The organism is Pseudoalteromonas sp. SR41-7 (assembly GCF_014163935.1).
GTDB lineage: Bacteria > Pseudomonadota > Gammaproteobacteria > Enterobacterales > Alteromonadaceae > Pseudoalteromonas > Pseudoalteromonas distincta.
Window position 1 is genome coordinate 204,663 of record NZ_JACJEF010000007.1, and the last position, 26,825, is coordinate 231,487.

General features: G+C 38.3%; 25 protein-coding genes. 16 read left to right on the top strand and 9 right to left on the bottom strand.

Translation table 11 applies throughout. The annotated features are described in order from the left end of the window. Nucleotides 1-3: 3 nt before the first annotated feature. From H5092_RS12085 to H5092_RS12095, 3 genes are read left to right on the top strand one after another with little or no spacing between them, the layout of a single operon-like run. A complete protein-coding gene (locus H5092_RS12085; RefSeq protein WP_182733579.1) occupies nucleotides 4-333 on the top strand; it encodes a TusE/DsrC/DsvC family sulfur relay protein in 330 nt (109 codons plus the stop codon). Beyond that, nucleotides 333-1,019, top strand: a complete 687-nt coding sequence (locus H5092_RS12090) for a pseudouridine synthase (RefSeq protein ID WP_165723496.1) — start codon at nucleotides 333-335, stop codon at nucleotides 1,017-1,019. Before H5092_RS12085 ends, H5092_RS12090 begins: the two co-directional genes overlap by 1 nt. Then, the gene (locus tag H5092_RS12095; RefSeq protein WP_033028398.1) at nucleotides 1,012-1,449 is read left to right on the top strand and encodes an NUDIX hydrolase; all 438 of its coding nucleotides are present in this window, start codon (nucleotides 1,012-1,014) and stop codon (nucleotides 1,447-1,449) included. The genes H5092_RS12090 and H5092_RS12095 overlap by 8 nt, the downstream gene beginning before the upstream one ends. 1 nt (nucleotide 1,450) lies before the next feature. On the opposite strand, the gene H5092_RS12100 is transcribed toward H5092_RS12095, so the two are convergent. Then, nucleotides 1,451-2,722 (bottom strand): sensor domain-containing diguanylate cyclase, encoded by a 1,272-nt coding sequence (locus H5092_RS12100; RefSeq protein ID WP_182733580.1) that lies wholly within the window; start codon nucleotides 2,720-2,722, stop codon nucleotides 1,451-1,453. 361 nt (nucleotides 2,723-3,083) lie between these two features. On the opposite strand from H5092_RS12100, the gene mnmA reads away from it, so the two are divergent. The 5 genes from mnmA (at nucleotide 3,084) to H5092_RS12125 (ending at nucleotide 8,047) form a co-directional block, all read left to right on the top strand. Then, nucleotides 3,084-4,184, top strand: coding sequence for a tRNA 2-thiouridine(34) synthase MnmA (gene mnmA / locus H5092_RS12105; protein WP_002962705.1), 1,101 nt, complete (start codon nucleotides 3,084-3,086; stop codon nucleotides 4,182-4,184). Then, nucleotides 4,184-4,786, top strand: a complete 603-nt coding sequence (hflD, locus tag H5092_RS12110) for a high frequency lysogenization protein HflD (protein WP_007375707.1) — start codon at nucleotides 4,184-4,186, stop codon at nucleotides 4,784-4,786. The genes mnmA and hflD overlap by 1 nt, the downstream gene beginning before the upstream one ends. A gap of 31 nt (nucleotides 4,787-4,817) precedes the next feature. After that, complete coding sequence (gene purB / locus H5092_RS12115; RefSeq protein WP_149602566.1) at nucleotides 4,818-6,188, top strand: adenylosuccinate lyase; 1,371 nt, start codon at nucleotides 4,818-4,820, stop codon at nucleotides 6,186-6,188. 88 nt (nucleotides 6,189-6,276) lie between these two features. Then, entirely contained in the window at nucleotides 6,277-7,434 is a 1,158-nt protein-coding gene (locus tag H5092_RS12120; RefSeq protein WP_182733581.1) for a cupin domain-containing protein, read from the top strand. Nucleotides 7,435-7,588: 154 nt separating this feature from the next. Next, nucleotides 7,589-8,047, top strand: a complete 459-nt coding sequence (locus H5092_RS12125) for a GNAT family N-acetyltransferase (RefSeq protein ID WP_182733582.1) — start codon at nucleotides 7,589-7,591, stop codon at nucleotides 8,045-8,047. A gap of 61 nt (nucleotides 8,048-8,108) precedes the next feature. Here the strand turns inward: H5092_RS12125 and H5092_RS12130 are convergent, their stop codons facing one another. The 3 genes from H5092_RS12130 to H5092_RS12140 all read right to left on the bottom strand — a co-directional run bounded on the left by H5092_RS12130 (nucleotide 8,109) and on the right by H5092_RS12140 (nucleotide 10,664). Next, nucleotides 8,109-8,555 (bottom strand): DUF4826 family protein, encoded by a 447-nt coding sequence (locus tag H5092_RS12130; protein WP_024594685.1) that lies wholly within the window; start codon nucleotides 8,553-8,555, stop codon nucleotides 8,109-8,111. A 117-nt stretch (nucleotides 8,556-8,672) separates the two neighbouring features. Next, nucleotides 8,673-10,076 carry a M28 family peptidase gene (locus tag H5092_RS12135; protein WP_182733583.1) on the bottom strand — a complete coding sequence of 468 codons (1,404 nt, stop codon included), beginning with the start codon at nucleotides 10,074-10,076 and terminating at the stop codon, nucleotides 8,673-8,675. Between the two features lie 174 nt (nucleotides 10,077-10,250). Continuing rightward, nucleotides 10,251-10,664: a hypothetical protein gene (locus H5092_RS12140; RefSeq protein WP_002962719.1), complete on the bottom strand. Its 414-nt coding sequence runs from the start codon at nucleotides 10,662-10,664 to the stop codon at nucleotides 10,251-10,253. A gap of 149 nt (nucleotides 10,665-10,813) precedes the next feature. On the opposite strand from H5092_RS12140, the gene H5092_RS12145 reads away from it, so the two are divergent. Continuing rightward, nucleotides 10,814-11,611 (top strand): hypothetical protein, encoded by a 798-nt coding sequence (locus H5092_RS12145; RefSeq protein ID WP_182733584.1) that lies wholly within the window; start codon nucleotides 10,814-10,816, stop codon nucleotides 11,609-11,611. A 6-nt stretch (nucleotides 11,612-11,617) separates the two neighbouring features. Here the strand turns inward: H5092_RS12145 and H5092_RS12150 are convergent, their stop codons facing one another. Further along, entirely contained in the window at nucleotides 11,618-12,022 is a 405-nt protein-coding gene (locus tag H5092_RS12150; protein WP_182719801.1) for a GFA family protein, read from the bottom strand. A 224-nt stretch (nucleotides 12,023-12,246) separates the two neighbouring features. Between H5092_RS12150 and H5092_RS12155 the strand changes: the two genes are divergently transcribed. Continuing rightward, complete coding sequence (locus H5092_RS12155; RefSeq protein WP_182733585.1) at nucleotides 12,247-13,083, top strand: hypothetical protein; 837 nt, start codon at nucleotides 12,247-12,249, stop codon at nucleotides 13,081-13,083. 97 nt (nucleotides 13,084-13,180) lie between these two features. Beyond that, nucleotides 13,181-15,028, top strand: coding sequence for an ABC transporter ATP-binding protein (locus H5092_RS12160; protein WP_182724414.1), 1,848 nt, complete (start codon nucleotides 13,181-13,183; stop codon nucleotides 15,026-15,028). A 127-nt stretch (nucleotides 15,029-15,155) separates the two neighbouring features. On the opposite strand, the gene H5092_RS12165 is transcribed toward H5092_RS12160, so the two are convergent. The 3 genes from H5092_RS12165 to H5092_RS12175 form a co-directional block, all read right to left on the bottom strand. Continuing rightward, nucleotides 15,156-15,575: an MAPEG family protein gene (locus H5092_RS12165; protein ID WP_002963227.1), complete on the bottom strand. Its 420-nt coding sequence runs from the start codon at nucleotides 15,573-15,575 to the stop codon at nucleotides 15,156-15,158. 189 nt (nucleotides 15,576-15,764) lie between these two features. Next, nucleotides 15,765-18,152, bottom strand: a complete 2,388-nt coding sequence (locus H5092_RS12170; RefSeq protein WP_182733586.1) for a diguanylate cyclase — start codon at nucleotides 18,150-18,152, stop codon at nucleotides 15,765-15,767. Nucleotides 18,153-18,329: 177 nt separating this feature from the next. Next, nucleotides 18,330-19,433 (bottom strand): endonuclease/exonuclease/phosphatase family protein, encoded by a 1,104-nt coding sequence (locus H5092_RS12175; protein WP_182733593.1) that lies wholly within the window; start codon nucleotides 19,431-19,433, stop codon nucleotides 18,330-18,332. 459 nt (nucleotides 19,434-19,892) lie between these two features. Between H5092_RS12175 and H5092_RS12180 the strand changes: the two genes are divergently transcribed. The 4 genes from H5092_RS12180 (at nucleotide 19,893) to H5092_RS12195 (ending at nucleotide 25,746) form a co-directional block, all read left to right on the top strand. After that, the gene (locus H5092_RS12180; protein WP_182733587.1) at nucleotides 19,893-22,184 is read left to right on the top strand and encodes a peptidase U32 family protein; all 2,292 of its coding nucleotides are present in this window, start codon (nucleotides 19,893-19,895) and stop codon (nucleotides 22,182-22,184) included. A 10-nt stretch (nucleotides 22,185-22,194) separates the two neighbouring features. Beyond that, a complete protein-coding gene (locus H5092_RS12185; RefSeq protein WP_182733588.1) occupies nucleotides 22,195-22,854 on the top strand; it encodes a glutathione S-transferase in 660 nt (219 codons plus the stop codon). A 135-nt stretch (nucleotides 22,855-22,989) separates the two neighbouring features. Beyond that, nucleotides 22,990-24,252, top strand: coding sequence for a valine--pyruvate transaminase (locus H5092_RS12190; protein WP_182733589.1), 1,263 nt, complete (start codon nucleotides 22,990-22,992; stop codon nucleotides 24,250-24,252). 294 nt (nucleotides 24,253-24,546) lie between these two features. Next, a complete protein-coding gene (locus H5092_RS12195; RefSeq protein WP_182733590.1) occupies nucleotides 24,547-25,746 on the top strand; it encodes an Nramp family divalent metal transporter in 1,200 nt (399 codons plus the stop codon). A gap of 103 nt (nucleotides 25,747-25,849) precedes the next feature. Here the strand turns inward: H5092_RS12195 and H5092_RS12200 are convergent, their stop codons facing one another. Continuing rightward, on the bottom strand, nucleotides 25,850-26,302 hold the full coding sequence (locus H5092_RS12200; protein WP_182694343.1) for a hypothetical protein: 453 nt from the start codon (nucleotides 26,300-26,302) through the stop codon (nucleotides 25,850-25,852). Between H5092_RS12200 and H5092_RS12205 the strand changes: the two genes are divergently transcribed. After that, nucleotides 26,287-26,825: PQQ-dependent sugar dehydrogenase (locus tag H5092_RS12205; protein ID WP_182733591.1), on the top strand; the 539-nt coding region annotated here is incomplete at its 3' end. The genes H5092_RS12200 and H5092_RS12205 overlap by 16 nt on opposite strands.

Genomic DNA, 26,825 nt, shown 5'->3' on the forward strand with positions numbered 1-26,825 from the left:
CTCATGCTTGAATTTAACAACCAACAGATTGAAACCGACAAACAAGGCTACTTGCTCGACCATACTTTATGGTCAAAGGAGCTGGCGCCTGTAATTGCTACTCAAGAAAACATCACACTTAGTGAGCAACACTGGGAAATCATTAATTTTGTTCGTGATTTTTACATTGAATATAACACCAGCCCAGCAATTAGAATGCTTGTAAAAGCAATGGCTAAAGCACTCGGTGAAGATAAAGGAAATAGCCTTTATTTATATAAATTATTTCCTAAAGGCCCAGCCAAGCAAGCAACAAAAATTGCCGGATTACCAAAACCAGCTAGGTGCATATAATGAGAGCTAAATCAGGCAATAATCAAGCAACACAAACCAAGCCAAAAAGAAGTACTGGGCGTACTTATTCACGCAGTGCACTTAACAAAACGCCATCTGGTAAAAGAGAAATAAAGCCGCAGATAGCATCTAAAGACAGAAAAATTGTGTTATTCAACAAGCCGTTTGATGTGCTATGTCAATTTACGGATGACGCAGACAGAAAAACGCTTGCAGAGTTTATACCTATTAAAGAAGTTTACGCAGCAGGAAGGTTAGACAGAGACAGTGAGGGTTTATTGCTTTTAACAAACTGTGGGAAACTACAAAACACCTTAACTGCTCCTGATAAAAAAACGAATAAAACCTACTGGGCACAAGTTGAGGGTGAACCAACGAGTGAATCAATTAATGATTTATGTAATGGCGTAGAACTTAAAGACGGGCTTACACTCCCCGCTAACGTTAAAATAATTGATGAGCCAACAATTTGGGCGCGTAATCCCCCTGTACGCGAGCGAAAAGCAATCCCTACCACTTGGCTAAGTATTACCATTAATGAAGGTAGAAACAGACAAGTTCGTCGAATGACCGCGCATATTGGACACCCTACACTTCGCCTCATCCGCTATAGCATTGGCAACTATACGTTGGATGATATTAATTGTGGTGAATACAAAGTAATTAAGGGCGTAGTTGATGCATAAACCGCATGTCACGGTTGCAGCAATAGTAAAAAAGCAAAATGAGTTTTTACTTGTAAAAGAGCGCGATAAATTTACAAAGCAAATTTGTTACAATCAACCTGCGGGTCATTTAGAGCAAAATGAGACACTTGCACAAGCTGCAAGCAGAGAGCTACTAGAAGAAACAGGCTTAGCGCTTGCGCCTATTGGTTTTTTAGGTGTTTATAATTTGCATGCCGATAACGCAGTGCACTATTTGCGATTCTGCTTTTTATTTGAAGCACCTAATAATATAAAAGCACCAACACCAATAGATTCTGACATTATCAGCGCTAACTGGCATACATTAGAGCAAATAAAATCATTACCGCTTAGGAGCCCTTTAGTGCTCAAGTGTATTAACGACAGCCTGAATCGACCAGCGTTAAGCTTAGAAACTATTTATAATTGATTTACTCAGAGCTTAGCGCTATACAATTACGCCCTTGTTTTTTAGCATAATACAGGGCGTTATCAGCGGCTCTAACAAAGCTGACTTCATTGCTATTTGTATAGTTGCTGATGGTATTAATACCCATACTTATAGATAAAAATCCGGTAAAGCTATCCTGGTGAGCAATAGCTAAGCTTTCTACAGCTTTTTGTATTTGCTCAGCTATAAACAACGCTCCTTGCCTATCCGTTTGTGGAAGTAAAACAACAAATTCTTCTCCACCATAGCGAGCCACAAAATCTTCTGGGCGACTAACCGTTGAAGCAATTTTTTGAGCCACGTCATATAAGCACGTATCGCCCGCTACATGCCCATACCGGTCATTAAATTGCTTAAAATGGTCAATATCAATAATAATCATCGATAGCATGCCTTCGCATTCTTTTGCTCGTTCAAACTCATGCGTTAGCTTTTCATCAAACCGACGCCTATTCGCAATTTTGGTTAATGCATCCAAAAAGGCCATATCCCTGAGTATATCTTCTGCTTCTAAGCGCTCTGTTGCATCATTAAAAACAGCTAAAAACTCTTCACCTATATCAATCCCTGAAATTTCCATCATCACTTGTGAGCCATCACGACAAGAAACTCGATAGTTATTTGCGGGTATGTCGTTATTGTTACTTAGTGCCTTTTCAAGTGAGTCTTGCCACAGCTCTTTTGCAAGTGCTCTGTATTGGGGATCTGGATACGCTTTTTCCCACCATGATTTAAGATTTGGCACATCTTCTACTGTATAACCAAAAACATCTACAAAACGTTGATTAACTTTCAAAATATCACCCGTCTTGGCACATACATTACATACAGGCATTGGCAAAACGGTAAATAACCTAGCGTAGTGACTTATCTCATGTTTGCGCATAGGGTTGAGTGTACTTTGAGGTAAGTAACTCATTGGCATATCACTTTTTTCTATACTAAGCTTTTCGTCCATTTCTAAAGCGAAATACCATTCAAGCCACCAGTGCTCTACATGATCAAGCACCTTTAACTCAACGTTTTTTTTAACTGTTGAACCTTTTATTAAGCTAAATAACTCATGTACATGGTTTGGCTCTTGGTAAATATGAGGGTTTTTGAGTTTTATTAACTCATAAAAAAGATGATAGGCTGATTTTTTAAACTCTGTCGTTTTGCTAGAAAGTAATTCGCTATCCACAAAATCAGGTTTTCGTGTGTAATGCTCAACTAAAGAATTTATCTTGTTTATTTGATAGGCATAATTCATATATTCATTCCATTGACTATATTTCAAGCGGCTTTAAAGTGGTTTACATTCATATACTCACCACTATTTTATTTTTATTAAGTGTATATTTACTCTAGTAGTTTTAAAAGAAAATACTATTAATAAAACTCAATAACTACATGAATTATTCTATAGTCTTAATTTATTAGTAAAGATCACTTTAATATTACTAAAGTTACAGCCTGATAATGCGTTTAAGTCTAGTTTGCTATTTGTTATACAAATAAAATAGTGACAAATTATGTCCTTTGCCGCCCTACGCTCTTTAAGCACAAACAAAATACATGCTATAATCGCGGCCTTTCCAAGTTAACAGCAATCTGTATAAGCGAAATTATTCATGAGCGAAAATAGTCACATTAAAGTCATTGTTGGCATGTCCGGCGGTGTTGATTCTTCTGTATCTGCATATTTATTACAACAACAGGGCTACCAAGTAGAAGGCCTGTTTATGAAGAACTGGGAAGAAGACGACAATGATGAATACTGTGCCGCCGCTGATGACTTAAAAGATGCACAAGCCGTGTGCGACAAATTAGGCATTGAGCTTCACACAGTAAACTTTGCTGCTGAATACTGGGATAATGTATTTGAGTACTTTTTAGCAGAGTACAAAGCAGGTCGTACGCCAAACCCAGATATAATGTGTAATAAAGAAATTAAATTTAAAGCCTTTTTAGAATTTGCGGCTCAAGCACTCGGTGCTGACTTTATTGCAACCGGACACTACGTTCGCCGTGAACTTCGCGATGACAAATACGTAATGTGTCGCGGACTTGATAACAATAAAGATCAAAGTTACTTCTTATATACCCTAAGCCATGAACATATTGGCCAAACGTTATTCCCTGTAGGCGATATCGAAAAACCAGAAGTGCGCCGCATAGCAGAAGAACAAGACCTAATCACTCACGATAAAAAAGACAGCACCGGAATTTGCTTTATCGGTGAGCGTAAATTTAAAGACTTTTTACAAAAGTTCTTACCAGCGCAACCTGGCGTTATCGAAGACACTGACGGTAATAACGTAGGCGAGCACGAAGGCTTAATGTACCACACACTTGGACAACGCAAAGGCTTGTTAATTGGTGGTATGAAGGAAGGTTCTGGCGAACCATGGTACGTAGTTGATAAAGATTTAGAACGTAACGTACTTGTTGTTGGCCAAGGCAAAGATCACCCTCGCCTATACAGTAATGGTCTTAATGCAAACCAATTACATTGGGTAGACCGCGTTGGCCCTAAAGGTACCACTCGCTGCACAGTTAAAACACGTTACCGCCAAGAAGACTTAAGCTGTACCCTACTTGTAGGTGAAGACGGCATGGCTCGTGTATTATTTGATGAACCACAAAAAGCAGTTACGCCAGGTCAATCTGCTGTATTTTATGCAGAAGATGTGTGTTTAGGTGGTGGTATTATTGACTCGGTGATTAAGTAATGAATGAACACCAAGTCATGGCGCTTGCCGCCATGTGCCAGGTTGCTAAGCAAGTTCAAAAAATTGCCCAGTACGGCAGTAATAATGAGCACGACTTAGAAGTATTACTTTCAAGCATTATTCAAACATCACCGGCATCGCCAGAAGATGTTTACCAAGGTACTGACAACTTACGTGATGGCTATAAAACATTAATGGCGCAGCTAACTGCTGGCGCTCAAAAAGATGTTGAAATAGTAAAATACGTAGGTGGTTTGATGCAGCTTGAGCGAGCACTAAGTGCAAACGACAAAAGCTTAAACGAATTAGGCAAACGAATTGATGATATTCATCGTCGTTTAGATCATTTTGCTATTACCGACGAGAGCGTTGTTGCCGGTTTAGCAGATATATACTCGTCGGTGCTGAGCCCCCTTGGGCACCGAATACAGGTTTATGGTAAACCCGAGTTATTAAAACAGCAGCTCACTCAAAATAAAATCCGTGCGTTATTATTAGCCGGCATTAGAAGTGCAGTATTATGGCGACAAATGGGCGGTAAACGCCGTCACTTTTTCTTTGCAAAAAGAAAAATACTCGCCATTGCTAAAACAAAAATTTAACTATCGTTCAAACTAAAATTTAGGAGTTATTATGGAGCTTTCAGCGTTAACGGCTATCTCTCCAGTGGATGGTCGCTACGGCAGCAAAACCACTGAACTACGCAGTATTTTCAGCGAATTTGGCTTAATTAAATACCGCGTAATTGTTGAAGTGCGTTGGTTGCAAGCGTTAGCTGCAGCAAGCGATATAAAAGAAGTACCTGCATTTAGCGAAGAAGCTAATGCACTTCTAAACGCCATTGTAGATAACTTCAGCGAAGCTGATGCACAGCGCGTTAAAGATATTGAACGCACTACAAACCACGATGTTAAAGCGGTTGAATACTTATTAAAAGAAAAAGTAGCCGATAACAGTGAGCTTCATGCAATCAATGAATTTATTCACTTCGCTTGTACTTCAGAAGATATTAACAATCTATCTCATGGTTTAATGCTTAGCGAAGCACGTAACAAGGTTTTGCTTCCTTATTGCGATGAGCTTTTAAGCGCAATTAAAGAAAAAGCGATTGAGTACAAAGCAATCCCAATGATGACTCGTACGCACGGGCAACCAGCTACACCATCAACGATGGGTAAAGAGTTTGCTAACGTATACATGCGTTTAAAGCGTCAACGAGACCAAATTGCTCAAGTAGAAATGCTAGGTAAAGTTAACGGTGCTGTTGGTAACTACAACGCTCACCTTAGTGCATACCCAGATTACGACTGGCATACTCACGCAGATAAATTTGTATCAAGCTTAGGTTTAACACTTAACCCATTTACTACACAAATTGAACCCCATGACTATATTGCAGAGTTGTTTGACGCAATTGCACGTTTTAATACTATTTTGCTCGATTTTGACCGTGACATGTGGGGTTACATCGCACTTAATCACTTTAAGCAAAAAACAATTGCGGGCGAAATTGGCTCATCTACAATGCCGCATAAAGTTAACCCAATTGATTTTGAAAACTCAGAAGGTAACTTAGGTTTAGCAAACGCTATTTTTGCTCATCTTGCACAAAAATTACCAGTTTCTCGCTGGCAGCGTGACCTTACCGATTCAACGGTATTACGTAACTTAGGTGTAGGTATGGGTTATGCGATCATTGCATACCAATCAACACTTAAAGGTGTAAGCAAGCTTGAAGTAAACGAGCAACGTTTAGCTGACGAGCTTGATCAAAACTGGGAATTGCTAGCCGAGCCGATTCAAACAGTTATGCGTAAATATGGTATTGAAAAGCCATACGAAAAACTTAAAGATTTAACACGCGGCAAACGTGTAAATCAAGAAATAATGGCTGACTTTATCGATGGTCTTGACCTTCCAGAGCACGCTAAAGTAGAAATGAAAAAACTAACACCTGCTAATTACATTGGTCGTGCTGTTGAGTTTATTGATGATTTAGTTTAAAAACTAAATTGCTCTTTTAAAAAGCGAAAGGATCATCCTTTCGCTTTTTTTGTTTTAACCCCATTGCACTAACTAGTAGGCATAATGTATGTATCATTTAAAAATAAATAATTTGTCTGAGCAAGAGTTTTTAAGCCATTTTTGGCAAAAAAAGCCGCTTTTAATCAAACAAGGTTTTGCTGATTTTCAAGACCCACTTGATGCTAATGAACTTGCCGGTCTCGCAATGGAAGAAAGCATAGAGTCACGTATTATCACCAATCATAAAAATGATTGGCAAACGCACCAAGGTCCATTTGAAGACTTTGAGCAATTAACAGACGATCATTCTACATTGCTCGTGCAAGCAGTTGATCACTGGCATAGCGAAGCTGCACAACTACTAGAGCCATTTAGGTTTATTCCAAACTGGCGCATAGATGATTTAATGATTAGCTATTCAACGCCTAATGGTGGTGTTGGCCCACATTTAGACCAATATGACGTATTTATTATTCAAGGCGAAGGTAAACGTCATTGGCGCGTAGGTCTGCCCGATCCAACACTTAAGCAGTTTGCTCAAAACAAAAAATTACTGCAAGTAGAAGCATTTGAAGCCGTAATCGATTGCATATTAGAGCCTGGCGATATTTTGTATATTCCACCAGGGTGCCCTCACGAAGGTTACGCTGTAGAAAACGCACTAAATTATTCAGTTGGTTTTAGGGCGCCAAATCAACAAGATTTATTGTCGAGCTTTGCCGATCATATTATTGATACCGAGAGCGGCCAAAAACGTTATACCGATCACAACATCACATTAAGAAAATCAAAGGGTGAACTTACAAACCTTGAAGTTGATAAAGTTAAAACACTGATGGCAGCACTTTTAGAAAATGACGATTTATTTAAACAATGGCTAGGCTCAACGCTTAGTCAGCCCAAACATGAAATGGATTTAGCGCCAGTAGAGCCTCCATTTACGTCAGAGCAAATAAGCGATGATTTAGGTAATGAAGAAGCAGTGTTTGAACGCTTAGGTGGCACACGCGCTATTTATCAGCAACTCGATACAGAAGTTTTACTAAGTGTTAATGGCGAAAATTACGCTATGCCGTTAACCGACTTAGCGGCGGTAAAACTACTTACCGATAATACTGAGTTTGAAAGTTCAGCATTAAATTTAATAAAGCCAAGTTTAGTTTTTACTCAAACTTTTACTACACTTGTTAATGAGGGGATCTGGTTTAATATAGACCACGACTAATAATACCAATTTTATTAATAATGATGAGCACGTTACAGCGTAAAATATTATGTATACAGGTCAGTTAAAATTTTTAATTTTCATCTGATATTGGCTTAAATAATTTTGCTGTGATTTCTTACTCATTCTAATTTGGTATCAATAGGAGTTTGCAATGGGCTATCTGGTTGATAAGGTTGAATGGGATATAAAAAAAGATATGCTACAAAAAATTCGAGAGCGAGTTTTTGTTTACGAGTTACATATCCCCAAGCATATCGAATTTGATAGCCTAGATAAAATTGCATTACATGTACTTGTTACAGACGATGCAAACTGCCCAATAGCAACAGGTAGATTATGTAAAGATGGCTTGATCGGCAGAATAGCTGTATTACCTGAGCACCGTAATCGCAAAGTGTATAAATCGCTTCTCAACTTTATTGTTGAATTAGCCTCAAACCAAGGTATTGAAGAAGTAAGCATTAATTGTATTTTAAATGAGGTAGAACGTTTTAAGCGAAATGGCTTTATTCAGCAAGGGAATGTATTTATGGAGGCGGGAATTCCTAGGCAACGTATGCAATGCCCTATTTCAGCGTTTAATACTACTCCCTTCACACTTGTGCATTAGATAAAGAAAAGGGCGATAAATAAGCTATCACCCTCCACTTTTTACTTAACCCAAACCGTCGTTACTTTGCCTCATTTGCCCATAGCGGCTCATTATCATACATTTCGTACAAGCCATGTGCTCTATTGATAAGTAAGTTAGCAAAGTCTACCTGTGTTTTATCACGAGCGCCTGTACTCATAATCTGATCCGCTTTTAATTGCCACTGCAAAGAAAAGTAGCGCATTGCATCACGAGCATCTGTAGCTGCACTTACTTCAGCATGATCTGTAGGTAACCGCCCTGTTACTACCCAATATGTTTTACCGTTCTGTGCTTTAAATTTCCACATTGCACAAAGTGGTGCTAAAAATCGACTGTCTTTATCAACTACTGATTTTGGCATAATGCCCTTTTCGGCTAAATGCTTTTGCGCTGTTTGAAAACATTCGCGTTGCCACTGCATTCTTTGCTCATCAGTTATAACTTGCTCTTTTGCTGTTAACGGCTTTTTTTCTTGTTGCTGCATTTTTATTAACCTTTTACTTCTTTTTTAACACTCTAAGGGCTTAGTAAATAAGGTGCAAGTATAAAACGGTCATTTGCACCTTAAAGCGCTCTGTTTGCTGTGTTTTTAGCCAAACTATTATTTTATATTGTGATCAAACGAACCCACATCACCCGGAAATACTACTGGCGACTCAACACCGTCTTTACTGACAGAGGCTACACCAAAGTAATAATTATCAATCACTACGTTTTTAAGTGTGTACTGTGAAACCTTACCAACGTATTTACTAAACTGCCATTGCGGCTCGCTCGTGTAACGCCAATAAATTTTATAGCCAGCAATATTTTCATCACTGCTTTGTTGCCATGAAAACGACGTATCAGCTGTAACAGCTCCCTTTATTTTAACTTCTTTTGGTGGTGCGGGCGCCCACGCCATAGATGCCATCGTTACCGCATTAAGTGAAGTTAACTTAGCTGTATAATCAAAATCAACGCCTTCAATAGTATCGCCATACTCAACGCCATTTTCAGTACGTAAATCTTGATGCTGACGATCGTAGTGCTCGTTAGTTTCCATAATACGCACTGCTGCAAAACCTGCATCATTAAATGGACGATGATGCCCACCACGGCCAAATCTATCTAATCGATATACAAGCATTGTATCTAGGTTAGGAATGTATCTGTCAGCAATAGTATCTATGTAGCGCGCTAAATTTCGACTCGCCGAATCAACTTCACCACCCGTAAAGCGGCGAGTATTAGCTTGCTCTTTTGTTTCTACAACACGGGTACCTTCTGAAAATATACGCGCAGTTGTATTATCAGTTACCCCATTAATACCGGTAATATTGCCAATCATATCGTTGTTTAAAACGCCATGAACTTGCCAGTCATGCTTTTGCGCATAAGCCGTTAATATTTTTCCGCCAAACAAACCCTGCTCTTCGCCCGAAAGCGCCGCGTAAACTACCGAACCATTAAATTTGTATTTACTTAAAACACGAGCAGCTTCAATTACTCCCGCTACACCTGATGCGTTATCATTTGCCCCAGGTGAATCACTCGTAAAGTCCATAACATCACTTACACGAGAATCTATATCACCCGACATAATCACCATGCGATTAGTTTCGCTTGACCCTCGTTGAATAGCCACAATGTTAACCACTTCAACAGGATTAGGAATGCGTTTTTCGCCCGATATAGTGTCCTTTACCTCAATAATTTCCAGACAACCGCCACACTGCGCGGATATTTTTTCAAATTCATTTTTTATCCAGCGCCTAGCCGCACCAATGCCTCGAGTATCCGATTTAGTTTCTGAAAGCGTATGGCGAGTACCGAAATCCACCAGCGTTTGAATGTCACTACCAATACGTTCGGCTGATATTTGAGCTGCTATATCATGTAATTTTTGCTGTTCTGTGTATTGAAGTTGTGTTTTCCCATGTGCTGATAATGCAAGTGTGCAGGCGCCTGCAATTGCAGTAAATTTAAGTAACGTTGTTGTGATTTTCAAAGGTGTTTTAAGCATCTATTAGCTCCTAATTATTATAGTGTAACCATTACTTAACTAAGATTTTATGGCAATACATTTGAGGTAGATGCAGAAAGGATCACGCTAAAGCGCATTTACAAGAGGTTATTAGGATAGTAAAAAGCCCACTACCTTTTATAGGTACTGGGCCAAAATTTATTATGCATACTTTTAATGAGTGGTTTTAATATCAAATTCTTTCAAAAAGGCCTCATGTCCTCCTAAGCTTGCAAGCACACCAGCAGAAAACATAAATATTAATACAAATGCTAAACAGCTCAAAAACTCCGAACTATTTTCAGGCTTAATATAGTAGTTAAGTAAAAAACCACTCAATACACCTATAAAAGCTATTTTGCTAAATAAAAAGTAACTTGGGATCTCAAATGCCCAAACTGAGGTATTGTTTACAAACTGCCTATATCCATACGTCATAAAAGCCAACATACCAACAATACTAATTGCAAAAGTAGACACTGTGGTTAACACGCTCATATTTTTATAAATAAGCACATACCCTAATCGTAAAGAATAGATAAATACCGCAAACCACGCTAAAACAGCAGGCCCTAAAATCAATCCCATTTCCAATCCTTGAATAACGTCTAAGTGATTAATTGCTAATACAATATTATATTTAGAGGTTAAATTACAAACCTTGTTACACAATAATCTATAAAAAAATGCGATTTTCGTGGCACACTGTGATTGTGTATACATTAATAGTTTAAGTTATGCGTCAGCTAAAAGAAGATACAATTACAAGTAACCTTATTGAGTCGCAGCAAAGTGCATACGGCCCCGTATGCGTGTATCAAAATAAAGAATACCGATGGTTAACGCTTGCACAAAAAACCAATGAAGACATAACAATTCAAGGCGTTATGAACCTTATACACCCTGAGCAAGTAATCGTACCGGTAAACCAGTGTATGATGTTATTTTTACTTAAACCGGTAGATACACTAAATATATTAAATTTAGGTTTAGGCACTGCTGGGTTTGAGCGAATTATGTATCACTTACAAAGTAGTACGCCTTACATAAACACCATCAATACATTTAACACGGTAGAAATAAACCCAAACATTGCCTTAATCGCCGCCCAGCACTTTAAGTTACCAATTAAGCACAGGAGCTATTTACAATGCGCCGAACAATATATTACCCAATGCTCTGATCACTTTAACGTAATCACTATCGATATTTTTAGTGGTGAATATCATCAGCCTTTTTTAACCAGCGATAGCTTTTGGCAAAATATAAATCGCTGCAGTAAGCAAAATACGCAAGTAATCATTAATTTAAACCCACAAACAGGCCAAGAGCTGCAAATGCTTTTAGTACTTTTAAGGCAACATTTTAAGTGCTTAGCGATAATAGAGTTTAACGAATACAAAAATATAGTGATCATACTAAGCCAGCAAACATTAATGCATATAAACGTTGATGAAATACAAAACTCACCGGTGTTTATAAACTTTGCACCAAACCTTTATAAAAGTATTAACAGCATTTACCACATTGAATAAAACGCTTTATCGACCAGGTTCATGTTTTTCATAGCACGGTAAGCTTGTTTCTAACTGCTCCCAGTTAGCTTTAGACGTAACAAAATTATGCGATAATACCTGCTCAGTAATATCGGTATCGAATATTCCTAAACGAATTCGTATTCTGCTTTTGTCATCACTGTTGCTACTGTAAACAGGCGAGCCACAACATCTACAAAAATAACGTGTGCGCCCTGCTTTAAAACTATACTCGCTTAGTAGTGCCTGCCCTTTGGTTATTGTAAAGTCATCTGTATTTACAAAGCCATTGGTTGCAAATGCAGTCCCGCTGTTTTTTCTACATAGTGAACAATGACAATGAATAATGCTAGTTATACTGCCCGACACTTCAACGTTTACTTCACCACACAAACACGAACCCGTATACATATAACATCCTAAGTATTAAATTATTTTTATACTCAGTTAAAATTTGCTGAGTTGATTTTATAAATACAATAACAACATTATATTTCTCAAGCTCTATTAAACCATAACTTTTGTTTTAGTGATTGACATAAAAAAATTAAATTGGTTATATAGTTATTAATAAAAAGCTATAGCCAAAATCTAAATTGGTTAACCAAATATCAATAATATTACGAGAGCCAATTATGCATTTCAAACATATTCTAATTCTTTGCTTATTCAGCACGCTCTCAGCGTGTTCAAACATTCACAAAAATACATCGAGCGATTGGCTGCTTATTGATAATTTTGAAAACTCTCTTAGCGACTGGCAAAGTGTCGATACCCAAAATGAAACTAAGCCACAGGTCAAAAACCCTCAAATCACGGTTATACAATCAGAACAAGCAAACTCATCAATAAATCATTATTTACTAAAAAAGCCTGCAGCTGAGGGCATTGTAGGAAATCGTAAAGCGCTTTCTTATACAAAACTTCCACAAGCGGTTGAAGTTGGCGCCACCTACACATTTTATATGCGTATAAACGTGGCTGCGTTTCCTAATAACCATGCTTTTGGATTGAGTAACCTTACTCCAGCGCTAATAAATAAACATGCGTACGATGCGTTTGAGCCAACACTTCGCGTAACCGATAAAACAGAATCAAACGGGTTTGTAAACGATGGCGCTTTAATGGTTAAAACCGACAGCGGATATAGCAACATTCAAAACTACACTACAAACCAGTCAGCTAAACCTCTGCAAACAAATACTTGGTACGACATATGGTACGTTGTGAATAACGCAGCAGCCTCAGAGCAAGGTCAGCAATATGATGTTTACGTAAAAGGTGGTGAGTTTAACAGTCAAACCCTGGTATATAAAAATGCACAATTTAGAATGAAGCGCGAACAACCTCTTATATACTTTTTAGCAAACTGTAATACAGGCCCAATTAAAAAGCCTTACGGAAATGGAGGTCTCAGATATGACGATTTATACATGAGCGAAGGAATAAACCTAAGTAACCCAACGCAATAAATAAGAATAATACTCATAATTAATGCCCTACAAACCTGCATTTAAAAATACTTAAATGGTATGATACTCGTCATTATTTGCCATTTAAGTTTTTAAAATGTATCGATTATTTGAAAAAATGACAAAAGCATTTCCTGAGGACCAACCCACTCAGCCGCCTTCTACTTTATTTGCTTTTTGTCGCCACTACACCAAAGGAATGGAACTGTCGTTGCTGCTTATGTCAATCAGTGCCGCCATGCTCGCTATTTTAGAGGTTTCTTTATTTAGCTACATGGGCCAACTTGTTGATTGGTTAACCGCCTACACGCCCGAAACTTTGTTTATAGAGCAAAAGTCTGAACTTATTAAAATGGCTGTCATGCTGTTATTAGTATTGCCCATTGTTGTCTTTTTCCATTCTGCTATTTTGCACCAAGCATTGCTTGGCAATTATCCTATGTCAATTCGTTGGTTAGCACATCGTTATTTACTGCGCCAAAGTGTTAGCTTTTATCAAAATGAATTTGCAGGAAGAATAGCCACTAAAGTACTGCAAACTTCTTTAGCCGTTCGCGAAACAGTGACCAAACTACTCGATGTATTAATGTATATCGTGGTTTATTTTGGCTCAATGGTATTTTTAGTTGCCGAAGCTGATTGGCGCTTAATGATCCCTTTATTAGTTTGGTTGGTTTTATACATTTGCGTGCAACTTTACTTTGTACCGCGCCTTAAAAAAATTGCCAGCTCACAAGCCGATGCGCGCTCAGAAATGACTGGTCGTATTGTTGATAGTTACACTAACATTTCAACTATTAAATTGTTTTCGTATACCCAGCGTGAAGAGCAATACGCAAAACAAAGCATGGATGTATTTTTACAGCCTGTGTACAAGCAAATGCGCTTAGTAACCAGCTTAAACTTTGTTATTCAAAGCTTAAATTACATATTAGTATTTTCGGTTGCCGCTGTATCACTTTATTTATGGTCGCTTAGCGTAATTAGCGCCGGAGCTATTGCTGTTGCTGTTAGCTTAGCGCTTAGATTAAACGGTATGGCGCAGTGGATCATGTGGGAAATAAGCAGCTTGTTCGAAAACATTGGCACCGTAGCCGATGGTATGAAAACACTGTCGAACCCTATCGAAGTTGCCGATAAACCAAATGCTGATACGCTTAACGTAAGCCAAGGTGCTATTGAGTTTAACAACGTACACTTTAACTACGGCAAAGCTGCAAAAGAGACTAATCGCAGCCCTGTAATGAACGGTTTAAACTTAAATATTAAACCTGGCGAAAAAATTGGTTTAGTCGGTCGCTCTGGCGCGGGTAAATCAACACTTGTTAACTTATTACTGCGCTTTTACGATACCGACTCTGGAACAATAAAAATTGATGGGCAAAACATCACAGACGTTAGCCAAGAAAGCCTACGCCGCTACATAGCAATGGTAACGCAAGATACCTCCTTGCTTCATCGCTCAGTAAAAGACAATATTTTGTACGGTCGCCCCGATGCAACCCACGATGAGATGATCAACGCGACCAAACAAGCTAAGGCGCTTGAGTTTATAAACGACTTGGTCGACAGCAAAGGCAATAAAGGCTTTGATGCACAAGTGGGCGAACGCGGTGTTACGCTTTCAGGCGGTCAACGCCAACGTATTGCTATTGCACGTGTACTACTTAAAAATGCCCCCATACTTATACTCGACGAAGCCACCAGCGCACTCGACTCAGAAGTAGAAGCCGCAATTCAGGCAAGTCTTGATGATTTAATGACAGGTAAAACAGTTATTGCCATAGCGCACAGGCTATCAACCATTGCACAAATGGATAGATTAATTGTACTTGATGACGGCGGCGTAGTTGAGCAAGGCACTCATGAACAATTAATCGCTAAGGGTGGAATATACGCAGCCCTATGGACACACCAAACAGGCGGGTTTATAGGCGTCGATTAGCCATTAATATTACATTACGGTAGAGGTAGTTTTATTCTGCTTCTACTTTAAACAAAAAAGCGAAGATGCCTTAAAGGCTCTTCGCTTTTTTTATCGTTATAAATAAATTTTATAACTTTTTTATAAATTAAGAGATTAGCCTTAACCCTATCATTATCAGCATAACCACATTAGCAAGTACGCCGATTAAAAAAAAGTAACTACGTGGGCTTGGGTTTTTCTCCGTTGCTATAGCGTAGTACAGCGCCATGTGAATTAAACGCGCAATTAAATACACCCAAATACACATTGCAAAAATCGGGCTTTGATAATTAATTACAAACGCAAATAACACCGTACCTATAAATAATGCACTGTTTTCAAGCGTATTATGAAACGTACGATGTGCTCTAAATATAAAGCTGTCGTGCGATAAATCCTCGTCAATTTTACCTGGTACAGCATTTGGTTCTTTAGCTTTGCTAAAAGTAGCCACAGCCCACTGTACAAGCAACATAATTAAATAGAGGTAAAATGCCAAATAGGCCGAAAGTGCAACTTCAGTCATTATTAAATCCCTTGTTTTGTTTTTAACTTAGTATTGATTGCAATTTTGAAGCCTAAGCTAACACACTGATATTCAAAGGGTTAATCTAATAGACCTAATTACATATGTAAGTAACACACAGCATTGTATAAAATTTACTTGTTATAATTTTAAAAAATAACATCAAAACTAAACTGTATACTGCTGGATTTACTCCGATCTATAAAGTTTAAACTCTTCAAGCGAAGCATCCCATAACGCTACCTGATTACGCCCCAAGGACTTAGCCTCATAAAGAGCTAAATCAGCCTGTTCAATCAACTCAGAAGGTGTTCTGGCTTTAAATTTAATAGACGTAACCCCAAAGCTACACGTAACAGGAATATCATCAAATGTCGCTTTTTCAACTTTAATACGAATAGCCTCAGCTATACGTATTGCTTGCTCTTGAGTTGTGTTGGGCAAAATAATACAAAATTCTTCGCCACCAAAACGGGCCACGCTATCACTTTTACGTATATTAGCTTGTAAAAGTTCGGCTACGCCACAAAGTACTGTGTCGCCAATGCTATGCCCATAGGTGTCGTTAACGCTTTTAAAATGATCAATATCGACCATTAAAATACAGTACTCTCCAATCTGAGGTAAATCCAAAAAGTCGCGATTCATAACCTCAAATAAAATACGACGGTTATAACAATTGGTTAAAGGGTCTCTTGCTGCCAAATAGTCTAACTCTTCATTACGTTTTTTAGAGGCAATAAAACTTCTATAAACCAGTAATACAATAGCTAAACAAGCGGCTAATAAAAATGCTAGCGCAATACTGGCGTATTTATTCTTTGAAAGCTCTAGCTCTGATATAACTCTAGCTTGGGCGGCGATTTCAATTTGATTATTTTTCTTTTCAAGCTCAAGCTGATGGCGTTTTTCTTTTTCTCTTAACGTCTCAAGCTCTATTTCCATTTTGTACGAATGCAAATGTGCTTTTTCAAGCGCCAACTTATCTTCACTTCTTTCATTTTGAATAATATCGGTTAGGGCTATTTCTTCTTCTGCATAACGAAGTGACTCTTCTATACGACCACGCAATTTTTCTGCTATTCGAATTTCACGATAGGCATATAGCATATGTAATTTATCATCTATTTCGGTTGATAAAGCGAGTGACCTTTTCAGTAAAGAAACCGCCTCATTTGTATCAATACCAATTAAAATGCCCGCAAGCGCAGTAAGCGACTTTACCTCATAAAGTTTACCACCTGTTTCTCTGGCAAACGACAATGACTCTTTGTAATACTCTATAGCCTTGTTGTTATTTCCTTCGGCACGATAAATATTACCAATAATACGTGCTGTTGTAGAAATGTACGATGTAAGGTTTTTGTTTTTATAAGTGATATAAGCTTTTTTAGCATATTGCATCGCTGATACTAAATCGCCAGATTCGAGGTTAATAACAGCCATTTCTCTTAAAGCTGAAGCGAGCGTTTTTTCCTCGACCATACCTTTTGGCAAATCGATAGTTATTTGATAGAAAAATTCGGCCTGATCAAACTGCCTTAATCGTGTATACACCAGTCCCATTTGATTTGATGTTTTAGCAATCCCAAGCATGTTATTTACTTTCTTATAATATAAATATGCCTCATTTATATGTTCAAGTGATTTCTCATAAAGATTAATATGACGATAAATAATACCCGCCCCTAGTAATGCTTTAGCAAAGCCAACAGGATCGTCAATGTCTTTATATATTTCTAATGCGCGAGTGGAGTAATCAAGGGCTAAAACTAAGTTATCTAAATAACGGTGTGCTTCTGCTAGTGTATTTAAAGTACGCGCCATTAGCTTTAAATCACCTAAACTTGTGTATATTTCTAAAGTTTTTGTATAAAAGTGAGCCGTTTGCTCTCTATTTTTGAGGCGTTTATATGACTGAGCTAATTTTTTATACGTTTCACCTAACTGTCTTTGTATTAATTCGTCTTCGTCAACAAGGTATTTTAAAGCAGATGTGTATTGCGCGTTCGCGTTATCGTACTTTTTTTGTTCATAAAACGAATCCCCCTTAGTAAGGAGCACTTGCGCTATAAAAAAGTCATCGCCATACACAAGGGTTGTTGGTAATAAATTTTCAATGCGGGTAGTAAGTTCGTCATAACGTTTTTCTTCTAATAATATATTTATATAATTAATAGACGCCTTTATTTGGTTTCGTGAATCATTTAATTTGCTGTAGTAAACAGAGGATTGTAAAAAGTGCTCGAGCGATGCATTAATATTGTTATTTTTTTTATTCGCCCTACCTAGCAAGTTATGTAGCTTTGCGCTGAGTAACGTGTCATCAGCACTTTGCGCTTGTGACAACAACGACTTACTTAGTTCAATACTTGTTATAACGTCAGTATCTATAAGTAATTCAGCTCTTTTAAGCAGCCCTGCATTAGATTCATTAGTTAAACTGTATGAGGTGGTTTCTTGTGCGTAAGCGCTGTTTAAGCTAACAAACAAAGCAAAAAGCAAAGCTTTCACTAAAAATGTAAAATTATAAATTCGCTTTACAATGAAACTATGTATTTGCGAAGGTAAATCCATATTTCGCTTATGATTCAAGTAGGTATAAAATTCCATATTTACCATTTTAGTAATTTATTATTAATACAATTCAAAAGGCTGATGATAAAATATACAAACCGGCGCAATACATCAAGTATTGCTGCTATATGAATACTTTTAATTTATAACTTTAGCATAATTATGCATAGAGCAAGCCTAGCTTCTTAGTTTTAGTGTAACTAACACAATACCATGATCGGTACTTAAATCATCACGCTCAAATTCGGGGTTAATTAAGTGACGATCATAAGTATTATACTCAATCACCTCAAAAAAACTGCCAAGGTAGCTGGCATCAAACTCACAAGATAATAAAATATAATCAAGCACGGAGCTGCTCGCGCCATAATAATGTGTTGGTGCTCTTAAGGGCATAAGCTTAGTTGCATTAACATTTTTTGCTTCGTTTTCATCAGCTAAATCAAAAATGCTATTGCTTTCACTATCGCTTATTTCATCGCTAGTCATTGCCTCACCATTAGACAGTTCATCTTCGCTTAGCTGCGACTTAACAAACAAATCCCATGAATCATTTAAACAATATTTAGCGAGGTAGGTTTTAGCATCAAATGCAGGCGCAAAGCGTAGCGTACTCGTCAGTAAATGGCTTAATACGCCATCCGCTAGTTCATTATTAAAGTCCCCCATTAATAGCATGGGTTGTTGCGTAGCTTCGCGACGGGCAATCATTTGTATCATTAGTAATGTAGCTTCACTGCCACGCTGAATAGTTGAGCCCCACCCACCCGCTACATTCGCTTTTAAAATTTCAATTATGTTTTGCTCGGGTGTAAGCTCTTTATTATGCTCATCGACATTAATCATTGGGCGCTTAGATTTAAAATGCACCACGTAACAATCAGTATTGCCTATATGCGGCAGCGTTATAGTTGCTCTTAGTACTTTACGACTAAAAGTAAACTCACTATTAAGGCCAAGCGCATTTGCAAGCTCACTATCGTGCTCAACCACTGCTACTTCAACTATGGGGTATTTAGAGGCGATTGCCACTACAGGGCGTTTATAAATAAAGTCATCAATCACCTCTGGCGTATCAACTACAGCAAAGTAATTATAACCTTGCTCGCCTACTAGCTCTTTTAATGAGTCAATGCTAAACACTTCCTGAAAACCAATCACATCAGGGGCATGTTCTGTTAAGTAATCAACAATCCAACGCTGCTTTTTAGCCCACTGCTGCACAGTATAAATTTTCTCAAACTCATAGTATGCATTGGGCGGCTCAAGATAGTTAAACAGGTTAAATGTGGCTATTTTTAGTTGGGTGTTAATAATTCCAGATTCATCACTTTTTAAATCTGTATCTAACTGTTTAAGATCTTGATTGCTGATGGGGTTCGCCTAAGTAAAGTTGAAAGTGTTGCTGGCTTATAAACTATCATTTTATTACATGTTTACGTAATAAATCAGCCAGCTTAATTGTAATTTTATACACTCTTTTACTTTATACCAATCCGCAATAATACTTAATCATTTTGCGGGGCTAAACGTGTCGCTACCTGTGTTAAAAAATTCTCATTTAGAACAACTAAATAGCGAATTTTTTGCCTAGCTATCAACACGTTTTTCCAGCCTCAAAATAGATCACTTAATTAAGCGAATTGGTATTAGTCTTTATTATATCCCTCAATAAATAGCATTAACGTGCTTAACCATATAAAATTCGCGGCAATTAAATATGAGCGAAGCGACATTGTAATGAGTAGAAAGATTGAACTATTAGCCCCAGGCGGTGATGTTAACGCGGTAAAAGCCGCCATTGTAGCCGGTGCTAATGCGGTTTATTGTGGATTAGATACCTTTAATGCACGTAACCGAGCGTCTAATCTTTCGTTTGATGAGCTTAACGGCGCACTTCGCCTAGCCCATGAATACGGCTGTGAAATATTTTTAACGCTAAACGTAGTTATATTAGAGCACGAAATGGGCGCGCTATTTAAGCTACTTAACCAACTCGTAAATACCACGCTCGATGGCATTATTGTGCAAGATTTAGGGTTATTCAATATAGTTAAAAAGCACTTTCCTACTTTGCATATTCACGCATCAACTCAGTTAACCACCCATAACGAATCACAGGTTGAGTTTTTAGCGCGCATTGGCGCTACACGTGTAAATTTATCGCGCGAGCTTAACCTAACTGAAATTAAAATATTGACCGACGTAGCGCACAAATGTGATGTATTAACCGAGGTGTTTGTACATGGTGCATTGTGTATTGCGTTTTCGGGGCAATGTTATTCAAGCTCAGTAAGTGTGGGTAACTCAGGTAACCGTGGTCGTTGCTCACAAGCATGTCGTGATGAATACGAGCCAACGGCTATGGGTAACAAACATCCGTTAAACTTAAAAGACAATTCAGCCTATTTTGATTTACCAGAGCTGGTAGCCGCAGGTGTTGACTCGTTAAAAGTAGAAGGTCGCATTAAAGGTGCTAACTACGTTCATACCGTTATTGATAGCTGGCGCAAACAAATAGATACCTTTGTACAAACAGGTAACTTAATTGAAGACGATTCAAGCTTATACAAAGTATTTAACCGTAATTTTACTAATAAGTTTTTGCAAGGTGACATGACAAAAAACATGTTTACCGACAACCCGCGCGACCATAGCTTTGATCACGCTAACGAAAAGAGTAACGCGATTTCGGTTGTGCAAATTTACTATGCACAACAAGAGCTCGCCGCAGAAAAAAATGACATTGATACGTTAGTTAAAAAGAAAATTGAGTTTTTAGATATTTCAAAGCGAGAACTATGCTTTGAGTTTAGCGGCCAATTAAACCAGCCATTTACAGTAACACTGACAATAAACGATAAACACGACAACACCCTAGCAGAGCAAAGCGCTCTGCAACCTCTACGCTTTGAAGTTCAATCGCAAATGCCTATGCAAACCGCCGATAAATCGATTGTGGACATTGCAGCTATTGATAAACGCTTTAAAACCTTTAGTAATGCCAATTTTGAAATTAAAAATATGGATTACTCAAACTTAGGCAACAACTTGAGCATTCCGTTTAAAGAGCTTGCCCGTATTAAAAAGCAAGTCGCGTTTTTATTAAACGAAGGCAAAGACGTACTCGCCCCTGTTGAACTGCCAAAACTAGTAAACCACCCTAAAGCCGATAACAAAACAACACTCTCTATTTTAATATCGGACATAAAAGACGTTCATCTATGTGATTTAACAGATGGCGATGTTTACTTTAAATTACCAGAGAGCTTTAGAACCGATAACGATAAATACATTAATGTATTTTTAGAGCACCCACATTTAATTCCGTGGTTTCCGGCGGTGTTAATTGGTAAAGATTTTGAAGAAGCGGTACGTTTGCTAGAGGTTGTAAAACCTAAGCTTATTATTAGTAACAACACAGGCGTTGCATTTAAAGCAGTACAAATGGGTATTGACTGGATTGCAGGCCCGTTGTTAAACACCACAAACTCTTATGCGTTACTTACACTACAAGAAGATTTAAACGCAAAAGGCGCGTTTATTTCAAACGAAATAAACAAACCACAAATGCGTAATATTAAACGCCCTAACAACTTTAAAATGATGTACAGCATTTATCATCCAATACTAATGATGACTAGCCGACAGTGTTTTTTCCAACAAACCGTTGGCTGTAAAAAACCACGTATTGACGCAAGCTGTATGCTGAGCTGTAAAAAAGAAACCACCGTTACCAATGTTAAAGGTATTAGCTTTGCTATTGATAAACAAAAAGGCGGCTACCCAAGTATTTACAACCATGAGCAATTTTTAAACATGGATATTGTGAGTGACTTTGCCGACAAATTTGACGAATTTATGATTGATTTAACCGACATTGGTTCAGGCGATAAAGAAAAACTGGATAAAGCCGTGTTACTTGCGCATTTTCAAGATTTAATTAACGGGCAAACACAAGCGGTTGAACACTTAAATAGCTTGGTTAAAGTACAAACCCGCCAGCAGTATATTGAAGGCCTTAACAGCTAAGGTAACTAACATGACATTGCCATTATTATATTCATTACAACACTGCCCATACGCAATGCGTGCACGAATGGGTATTTTAATGGCAGAGCAACAAGTACTACTACGCGCTATAAAAACTAAAAATAAACCGCCGCATCTGTTGCAAATATCGCCTAAAGGCACTGTGCCTGTTTTATTACTGCCTAATAACCAAGTGATAGATGAAAGCCTCGATATAATGCTCTGGGCTTTAAAGCAAAACGATCCGCATTATTTACTGCATACTCAAGACCCATTAGCACTTGAGCGCATGCTTGAGTTAATTAAGCTAAACGATACACAATTTACACCCGTACTCGAAAAGTACAAATTTTATGCTCGTACAAAAGACATGGCACAAATTTATTACCAAAAAGCCTGCGAAGAGTTTATTAAGCAATTTGAAGCAAAACTAACCACCCATAAATACTTAATGGGCGATGAAAAAAGTCTAGCCGATTATGCCCTGCTGCCATTTATTAGACAGTTTGCCCGTGTAGATAAACACTGGTACTTACAAAGTGAATATACGCATGTTCGTGCATGGTTAAACGAGTTTTTACACGCCCCTATGTTCACCAAAGTCATGGCCAAATTTGATTTGTATATGGACTGCGGCGAAGAGTTTTTATACGGCGTTAAAAAGCCTTAACTTAGCCTTTGTTTTATAAGGAATTACATTACTATAACTAGCTGTAAATCTTAGCATTGAATTATTCTCATCATCGGATTTAAGCCCTATATTTACGCTATACTGCCTCCCCATTATTAACAAACGCTATGCATTATGAACTACTCAAACTTTGGCACTAAATTTACACAACCCAACGGCATTACCCAATTAATGGAAGACTTAGGCGGGGCTAAAAACAGTAACAATCCTAATATTGTTATGCTGGGTGGCGGTAACCCCGCATTAGTACCACAAGTAAATGAGGTTTTTTTAAGTGAATTACAAAAACTTGTTGCCAGCAATAAAGTATCGCAAGTATTTGGCCTTTACGATGGCCCAACCGGTAACGACGAGTTTAGAGCAGCATTAGCTGGCCAGCTAAGTAAAGAGTACACATGGGATATTAGCGCCGATAACGTAGCACTCGGTAATGGCAGTCAAGCTAACTTTTTTGTGCTGTTTAATATGTTGGCAGGCGAAATGCCGGATGGCAGCCATAAAAAGATTTTATTCCCCCTCGCGCCAGAGTATATAGGTTATGCCGATCAAGGTTTATCGGCTGATATGTTTGTTGCCATAAAGCCTGATATCGAAATTTTAAATACAGGCAGCACATCAAAACAGTTTAAATACGTCATTGATTTTAGAGCAGTTGAAAAAACACTAGCAAACGACAGCAGCATAAGCGCGCTGTGCGTATCACGCCCTACTAACCCAACAGGTAATGTAATTACTGATGATGAAGTAAAACACCTTGATTTGCTCGCTAAGCAATATGGTATTCCACTCATTATTGATAACGCATATGGCGACCCGTTTCCAGGTTGTATTTACACCGATGCAAACCTAACGTGGAACTCAAACATTATTTTATGTATGTCACTTTCAAAACTGGGCCTACCGGGTTTACGCAGCGGTATTGTGGTTGCCAATAATGAGATTATTAAAGCAATTGGCCGCGTAAACGGCAGCATGGTGTTATCGCCAAATAGTATTGGCCCAAGCTTAGTGACACGCTTAATTAACGACAACGAACTACTGCCACTGTGCCGTAATGTTGTACTGCCTTTTTATCGTAATAAAGCACACATAGCGATTGAGTTGTTTGACGAAGTATTTGCCGAACTGCCTGTTTATTTGCACAAAGTTGAAGGTGCATTTTTTATGTGGCTGTGGTTTAAAGATGCAAAAATAACAAGCGAGGTATTGTATCAACAACTTAAAGAGCAAGACGTGTATGTGATCCCTGGTCATAACTTTTTTATCGGCATTGACGATGATTGGGCGCACAAGCACGAGTGTATCCGTATTAACTATGCTACCGATGCAGATACCCTAAAAAAAGGCTTAGAAGCGATTAAAAGCCTAATAAAGTAAATATACTGATGCCGATATAAATATCGGCATCATTCATTTAATTCGCTTATATATTCGTTTAAAATTCATGCAAACGCACTGTATTCCCTTTAAATTTATATACAAGTTGGTATCCTACGCGCCCTTTTTTAACATATGCTTATTAAAAAAGAACCAGTCAAGGGGCGACTATCGCTGCAGGGCACTTAGTTTAAGTGGCAGCAATAACACAATCGGCATCGCGTATAAATATTGGTTTTAAACGTTAGATGTAACTTTAAATAGCAACATGCAATAGCACTATTAAGGTCAATTATGCGATTAGGACCAGGACTACTCGTCACCGCTGCCTTCATTGGACCAGGGACCATTACTACCGCCAGCGTGGCAGGTGCAAACTTTGGTTTTGCACTTATATGGACGTTACTGTTTTCAGTAATTGCCACTATATTATTACAATCCATGGCGGCGCGCCTTGGCGTTACTACCGGGCAAGATTTAGCACAAGCTCTTAGAGCAAATATTCAAACGCCTTTATTTAAATCCTTGGCGATATTTTTAGTTATTAGCGCCATTGGCGTAGGCAGTGCAGCTTATGAAGCGGGTAACTTAAGTGGCGCTAGCATGGGGTTAATTGAAATATTCCCTCAAATTAACTCCCAACTATGGACACCACTTATTGCTTTTTTAAGTGCTGCTTTACTGTATAGCGGCAAACATAAAGTAGTTGAAAATGCGCTAATTTTACTCGTTATTTTAATGAGTTTAGTGTTTATCTCAACACTTGTAATGGCAGCACCTTCACTAAGTGATGTATTTGCCGGTTTTATCCCTAGTATGCCTGAAGGTTCTATTACAACTATATTGGCATTAGTCGGTACGACCATTGTGCCGTACAACTTATTTTTACACTCAGGCGTGCTCGCTGCCAGACACGACAGTAACAGCGATATGCAAAAAATGATTAAAGAAACAAATGTTGATACAGGCCTATCAATCACCTTAGGCGGTGTGATCACTTTAGCTATTTTATCTACAGCTTCAGTTGCATTTTATGGCACCGATGCGGGGCAAATTAGTGCAGCTAACATGGCCGTGCAGCTAGAGCCATTGCTTGGTGACGCCGCTCATTACTTTTTTGCTATTGGTTTATTTGCTGCAGGTTTAACAAGTGCTATTACAGCGCCACTTGCAGGTGCTTACGCCGTGTGTGGCATGTTAGGTTGGTCAAACGATATGGGGAACTCACGTTTTAAAGGCGTTGCTATTGTTATTTTATTGTTTGGTGCTGCGGTGGCGTCACTCGGTTTAGATCCTGTCGCGGTAATTATATTCGCGCAAGCGGCTAACGGGTTATTACTCCCTATTGTTAGCACCTACCTTGTATGGCTGGTTAATCAAAAAGGGGTTATGGGAAACTACACTAACTCTTTGGTGTTAAACCTGGTAACCCTACCCGTTTTAATCCTAATTTTTGGGCTAAGTAGCTACAAACTAATTAGTTTAATTTTTTAATTAAATTCTAAAGGTCATATTTAAAGGCCGCTGTTTACAATAAACAGCGGCCTTTATTTATTAATCGCTAAATAACGTATAAGCCGTATTTATATTCACACATCTAACACGCTTTTTGGGTTTTAGTTGCCTTAACTAATTGCGAAAACGCCAAACCACCTACCGCGCCTGCAAGCAGTTGAGCATAAAAACCCCAGCCTCTTGCGCCCGCTATAATATGAATATTCATAATTGATTCAATAGCAATTAACACAATAGCAAATGCCACAATGCCAGCAATAACAAATAGCTGAGTACTGTATTTTTGAACCTTTTTATTAAGCTTTGCGGTAACAAAAAAAGCGATGGCAAGTGCTACGGCAATAATAGCGCCGTAGGTAGGTAATAGGCCTAACCAATCATCAAGCGTTAAACTAACCCGATCACTAAAGCCCACCACTACACCTACATTAACTAATTGATTGACAACGTATTGGCTATGAAACAAGCTAGCAAGTGTGAATGTAAGTAACCAAGAAACTAAAAATGAAGGCAATATACGTGTTAAAAACGACATGGTTATCTCAACTTAAAATAAAGCTTTTCTCTTATACTAGTCATGCTAGCAAAGGCTTGCCCGGTAAACAATGTATCTCTATTTTTACTCTGCTTTCGCTTTTTTCGTTTTCTGTTAATGCACAAGCCGCATTACCAAAGGAGCAATACAGTACAAAAACACTGGCTACGCAATTACAGTCTCCGTGGAGCATGGTTGAACTACCAAACGGCACATGGTTAATTACAGAGCGTGATGGTCACGTAGTTATAGTTAAAAACAACGCGCAATCAAGAGTAAAACTAGAACTGAGCGGTTTATACGTTGCAGGCCAAGGTGGCTTACTCGACATTGTATTATCGCCAGATTATAACGACTCCAAAGAAATTATTTTTACTTATGCCCAAGGTGATGCAAGTGCAAACAGGCTGGTTGTTGCCAAAGCCACGTTTAATGGCACTGACTTTTCAAAGCCTAACGTTATTTATAAAGTAGCGACTGATAAAAACACACCGCAACATTACGCAGGACGCGCCCTTGTCTT

Excerpts from the sequence above, each read along its gene's own strand:
- H5092_RS12180 (WP_182733587.1), top strand. The coding sequence starts at position 19,893 with ATGAGTAGAAAGATTGAACTATTAGCCCCAGGCGGTGATGTTAACGCG.
- H5092_RS12145 (WP_182733584.1), top strand. The coding sequence starts at position 10,814 with ATGCGTCAGCTAAAAGAAGATACAATTACAAGTAACCTTATTGAGTCG.
- H5092_RS12100 (WP_182733580.1), bottom strand. The coding sequence starts at position 2,722 with ATGAATTATGCCTATCAAATAAACAAGATAAATTCTTTAGTTGAGCAT.
- H5092_RS12140 (WP_002962719.1), bottom strand. The coding sequence starts at position 10,664 with ATGGGATTGATTTTAGGGCCTGCTGTTTTAGCGTGGTTTGCGGTATTT.
- H5092_RS12170 (WP_182733586.1), bottom strand. The coding sequence starts at position 18,152 with ATGGATTTACCTTCGCAAATACATAGTTTCATTGTAAAGCGAATTTAT.
- H5092_RS12120 (WP_182733581.1), top strand. The coding sequence starts at position 6,277 with ATGTATCATTTAAAAATAAATAATTTGTCTGAGCAAGAGTTTTTAAGC.
- H5092_RS12165 (WP_002963227.1), bottom strand. The coding sequence starts at position 15,575 with ATGACTGAAGTTGCACTTTCGGCCTATTTGGCATTTTACCTCTATTTA.
- H5092_RS12125 (WP_182733582.1), top strand. The coding sequence starts at position 7,589 with ATGGGCTATCTGGTTGATAAGGTTGAATGGGATATAAAAAAAGATATG.
- H5092_RS12085 (WP_182733579.1), top strand. The coding sequence starts at position 4 with ATGCTTGAATTTAACAACCAACAGATTGAAACCGACAAACAAGGCTAC.
- H5092_RS12185 (WP_182733588.1), top strand. The coding sequence starts at position 22,195 with ATGACATTGCCATTATTATATTCATTACAACACTGCCCATACGCAATG.
- hflD (WP_007375707.1), top strand. The coding sequence starts at position 4,184 with ATGAATGAACACCAAGTCATGGCGCTTGCCGCCATGTGCCAGGTTGCT.
- H5092_RS12190 (WP_182733589.1), top strand. The coding sequence starts at position 22,990 with ATGAACTACTCAAACTTTGGCACTAAATTTACACAACCCAACGGCATT.
- H5092_RS12155 (WP_182733585.1), top strand. The coding sequence starts at position 12,247 with ATGCATTTCAAACATATTCTAATTCTTTGCTTATTCAGCACGCTCTCA.
- H5092_RS12160 (WP_182724414.1), top strand. The coding sequence starts at position 13,181 with ATGTATCGATTATTTGAAAAAATGACAAAAGCATTTCCTGAGGACCAA.
- H5092_RS12200 (WP_182694343.1), bottom strand. The coding sequence starts at position 26,302 with ATGTCGTTTTTAACACGTATATTGCCTTCATTTTTAGTTTCTTGGTTA.
- H5092_RS12095 (WP_033028398.1), top strand. The coding sequence starts at position 1,012 with ATGCATAAACCGCATGTCACGGTTGCAGCAATAGTAAAAAAGCAAAAT.
- purB (WP_149602566.1), top strand. The coding sequence starts at position 4,818 with ATGGAGCTTTCAGCGTTAACGGCTATCTCTCCAGTGGATGGTCGCTAC.
- H5092_RS12150 (WP_182719801.1), bottom strand. The coding sequence starts at position 12,022 with ATGTATACGGGTTCGTGTTTGTGTGGTGAAGTAAACGTTGAAGTGTCG.
- H5092_RS12195 (WP_182733590.1), top strand. The coding sequence starts at position 24,547 with ATGCGATTAGGACCAGGACTACTCGTCACCGCTGCCTTCATTGGACCA.
- H5092_RS12130 (WP_024594685.1), bottom strand. The coding sequence starts at position 8,555 with ATGCAGCAACAAGAAAAAAAGCCGTTAACAGCAAAAGAGCAAGTTATA.
- mnmA (WP_002962705.1), top strand. The coding sequence starts at position 3,084 with ATGAGCGAAAATAGTCACATTAAAGTCATTGTTGGCATGTCCGGCGGT.
- H5092_RS12090 (WP_165723496.1), top strand. The coding sequence starts at position 333 with ATGAGAGCTAAATCAGGCAATAATCAAGCAACACAAACCAAGCCAAAA.
- H5092_RS12135 (WP_182733583.1), bottom strand. The coding sequence starts at position 10,076 with ATGCTTAAAACACCTTTGAAAATCACAACAACGTTACTTAAATTTACT.